This is a genomic window from Parafilimonas sp. (genome assembly GCF_047606085.1).
GTDB lineage: Bacteria > Bacteroidota > Bacteroidia > Chitinophagales > Chitinophagaceae > Parafilimonas.
Map to the genome: position 1 here is coordinate 1 of NZ_JASGEX010000047.1, position 3,511 is coordinate 3,511.

General features: G+C 41.8%; 4 protein-coding genes. All 4 read left to right on the plus strand.

The window, feature by feature from the left end; translation table 11 throughout:
- The coding region (locus QM629_RS03980; protein ID WP_415157423.1) for an acyl-CoA thioesterase at positions 1 to 357 on the plus strand (357 nt) is incomplete at its 5' end.
- Positions 358 to 445: 88 nt separating this feature from the next.
- A complete protein-coding gene (locus tag QM629_RS03985; protein WP_415157425.1) occupies positions 446 to 1,519 on the plus strand; it encodes a class I SAM-dependent methyltransferase in 1,074 nt (357 codons plus the stop codon).
- 130 nt (positions 1,520 to 1,649) lie between these two features.
- Entirely contained in the window at positions 1,650 to 2,897 is a 1,248-nt protein-coding gene (locus QM629_RS03990) for an NAD(P)/FAD-dependent oxidoreductase (RefSeq protein ID WP_415157427.1), read from the plus strand.
- 134 nt (positions 2,898 to 3,031) lie between these two features.
- Positions 3,032 to 3,511 (plus strand): GNAT family N-acetyltransferase (locus QM629_RS03995; protein WP_415157429.1); only part of this gene is annotated, 480 nt, incomplete at its 3' end.

The window sequence follows — 3,511 nt, forward strand, 5'->3', positions numbered from 1 at the left end:
ATGGTTTGGCACGGGCATTACATACGTTATTTTGAAGATGGGCGGGAAGCTTTCGGCAGCAAATACGGGATAGGCTATCTTGATTTTTATAACCATGGGTATATTGTTCCGGTAATAAATGTGCAGTGCGATTATAAACGTTCATTACGCTATGGGGAAAAGGTGCTGATTGAAACGGCGTATGCGCCTTGTGAAGCCGCCAAGCTTATATTCCATTATCGCTTGTATAATGCTGAAACAAATCAGGTAGTGGCCACAGGCAGTTCTGTACAGGTGTTTTTAAATCGTGATAAACATTTGCTGCAATTAACCAATCCTCCTTTTTTTGAAGAATGGAAAAGAAAATGGGGCCTGTAGCAATTTTATGGCTGCAAACAGCTTTTGTATAAAAAAGATGCGTATTCTTACACCTTTCCTGCCAGGATATAATAACTGTAATTAGCAAATGCAATTTTTTTCAACAGACACCAGGACGGCATTAGAATCAAAACATTTGGCGCAGTTCATTGCTTTTGGGCCCGTGGTTTTCCAGGTGGCAAGGGTGCTGAGAGATTCAGGCATATTAAAAGAAATTGAAGACGCAGGCTCTGCTGGTTTAACCCTCGAAGCCATAGCCGGAAAAGTGCAGTTGCCGCATTATGGCGTGCGTGTTTTGCTTGAATCCGGCCTGGGAATAGGATTGGTTATTTTCAATAACGACAGTTATAAGATCACCAAAACCGGTTATTTCATTTTGCACGATGCGCTTACCAGCGTGAATATGAACTTCATGCACGATGTTAATTACAAAGGCCTTTTTTACCTGGATGAAAGCATTAAAACCGGCAAGCCCGAAGGCCTTAAAACATTGGGCAGCTGGCCAACTATTTATGAAGGGCTGTCGCAGTTGCCGCCGCATATTCAAAAAAGCTGGTTTGGCTTCGACCATTTTTTTTCAGATACCGCATTTCCCAAAGTGCTGCCGCATGTATATGATAATAATAATATTAAAAGCATGCTTGAAATAGGCGGCAATACCGGCAAGTGGGCCATTGCCAGCACGGCATACAATAAAGATATACGCATTACTATCATGGACCTGCCACCACAGCTCAATATGGCAAAAGCTAAAATTGATGAGCTGGGATTAAGTGAAAGGGTTTCTTTTCATCCCGCCAATATTTTGGATGAAAGCCAGCCCTTTCCAAAAGGTTTTGATGCTGTCTGGATGAGCCAGTTCCTGGATTGTTTTTCTGAAGATGAGATAGTGTCCATTCTCAAAAGATGCCACACTGCTTTGGGTGAGGATGGTTTTGTATATATTCTCGAAGCGTTTTGGGATGTGCAGCGTTTTGAAACGGCTGCTTTCTGCCTGCAGCAAACCTCCATTTATTTTACAGCACTGGCAAATGGCAACAGCCAGATGTACCATTCGGAAGTGTTTAAAAACTGTATATATAAAGCAGGGTTTAAAGTGGTGGAAGAAACAGATAATATCGGCTTGAGCCATACTTTGCTGAAGTGTAAGAAAGTTGTCTGAGCTCCCGCTTTGCGTTGCGGGACAAACTGGATTTAACTGGTTTGAGGATTTTCATGATTTTTTAAATACAAACAATTAGTGTAATTACATTAATTTATTTTAATCCCTTTAGGGGATGGGGGCTTAATATATGAAAACAGAACAGGCAGATGTACTCGTAATCGGCGCAGGGCCTGCAGGAACGGTTGCCGCTTCTATTATACACAAAGCCGGTTATAAAGTAACGGTGGTTGAAAAGATGAAATTCCCGCGCTTTGTAATCGGCGAAAGTTTATTGCCGCGTTGTATGGAAGCGCTGGAAGAAGCTGGTTTTCTGGAAGCGGTAAAAGCAAAGGGCTTCCAGGATAAAGGCGGCGCCAAGTTTGTGAAGAATGGAAAAATATGCGATTATTCCTTTGCCGATCAATATACAAAGGGCTGGACCTGGACCTGGCAGGTGCCACGCGCTGAATTTGATAAAATTCTGGCAGACGAGGTTGAAAAAATGGGTGTGCCCGTTTCGTATGAAACTACGGTTACTGCTATTGAGTTTAATGGCGCTGATTCAACTACAACAGTTGAATATGCCAATGGTGAAAAGGCGCAGATAAAAGCCAGGTTTATTATTGATGGCAGCGGCTATGGAAGGGTAATTCCACGTTTGTTTAAAATGGATAAGCCATCCAGCCTCGAACCGCGCAAAGCCATGTTTGCGCATGTTGCGGATGAGAAACGGGCTATGGCCGACGAGCCTAACCGCATCACCATTATCGTGCATGAATTTGGGGTATGGATTTGGGTGATACCTTTTTCAAACGGCAATACTTCGGTAGGATTTGTAGGCAACCCTGCGTTTTTCAAAAAATTTGAAGGCGGCAGCAACGAAGAGCAATTTCGTGCGCACATTGCTTCTCAGCCATATTTTAGTGAGCGTTTTAAAGATGCACAATTGATTTTTGAACCGCGCATACTGAAATCATGGTCAACCACCACAGAAAAATTTTATGGCGACGGTTTTGTGCTTACCGGCAATGTAACCGAGTTTTTAGACCCGGTATTTTCATCGGGCGTAACGCTGGCCACTGTTTCCAGCCAGAAGGCAGCGAAACTGGTTATTAAAAAACTGAAAGGAGAAGCGGTGGACTGGGATGAAGAATATACCAAACCCATGATGCAGGGCGTGAACACTTTCCGTAGTTATGTAATGCGCTGGTACGATGGTACTTTGGATACTATTTTCTTTGCCGATAACCAGGACCCGCTTATTAAAAGCATGATCTGCTCCGTGCTGGCTGGTTATGTTTGGGACCTTGATAATCCTTACGTAAAAGATCACGATACGGCGCTTAAAAAACTGGCTAATACCATTACCATACGGGATATTTTTAGTAAACCTTAGTGCTTATTTTGTGTAAAATGCGTGTAATCATCTTTTTAAAAAAATATAGCTGAACCGCTTTTTTGCAAAAAGCGGTTTTTTATTTAATTGTTCTTCCTTTGTTTGATTGCAGCCAAAACCTGCAAATTGTTACCATGATATTCGAAACCCAAAGGCTTATTGTTCGTGAATTTACAACGCAAGATGCCGGCTTGTTTTTCCGGGTAAACGGAAATGAAACCTTGATGAAGCATATAAGAAAAGCTTTATCAAAACCGGAGTCTGATAAATTTCTTGAAGAAAACATCCGGTTCTACGGGCAAAGCCCTAACCTTGGCCGCTGGTGTGTCGTAGAAAAAGCAGGTAATAGTTTTGCCGGCATTTTCGCTTTAATTTTTCTTCCCTTTGATGATGAGAAAGATAAAGTGCAAATAGGTTATGCATTAATGCCTGAAGCCTGGGGCAAAGGTTTCACTACCGAGCTAACAAAGGCCGGGATTGATTATTATTTTATACTATATTGTCTAAATAATTCCGATTTTGTAACTTTGTTGAAAAACTATGAGTTACAAAATTTCCCTATCAGTAAAGGAACAAAGAGAATTAAAGGACCTATTACAAAAGACGGAACAGGC

Bases quoted from the DNA above. Each gene is read 5' to 3' on its own strand.
- QM629_RS03990 (WP_415157427.1), top strand. From the start codon at position 1,650: ATGAAAACAGAACAGGCAGATGTACTCGTAATCGGCGCAGGGCCTGCA.
- QM629_RS03985 (WP_415157425.1), top strand. From the start codon at position 446: ATGCAATTTTTTTCAACAGACACCAGGACGGCATTAGAATCAAAACAT.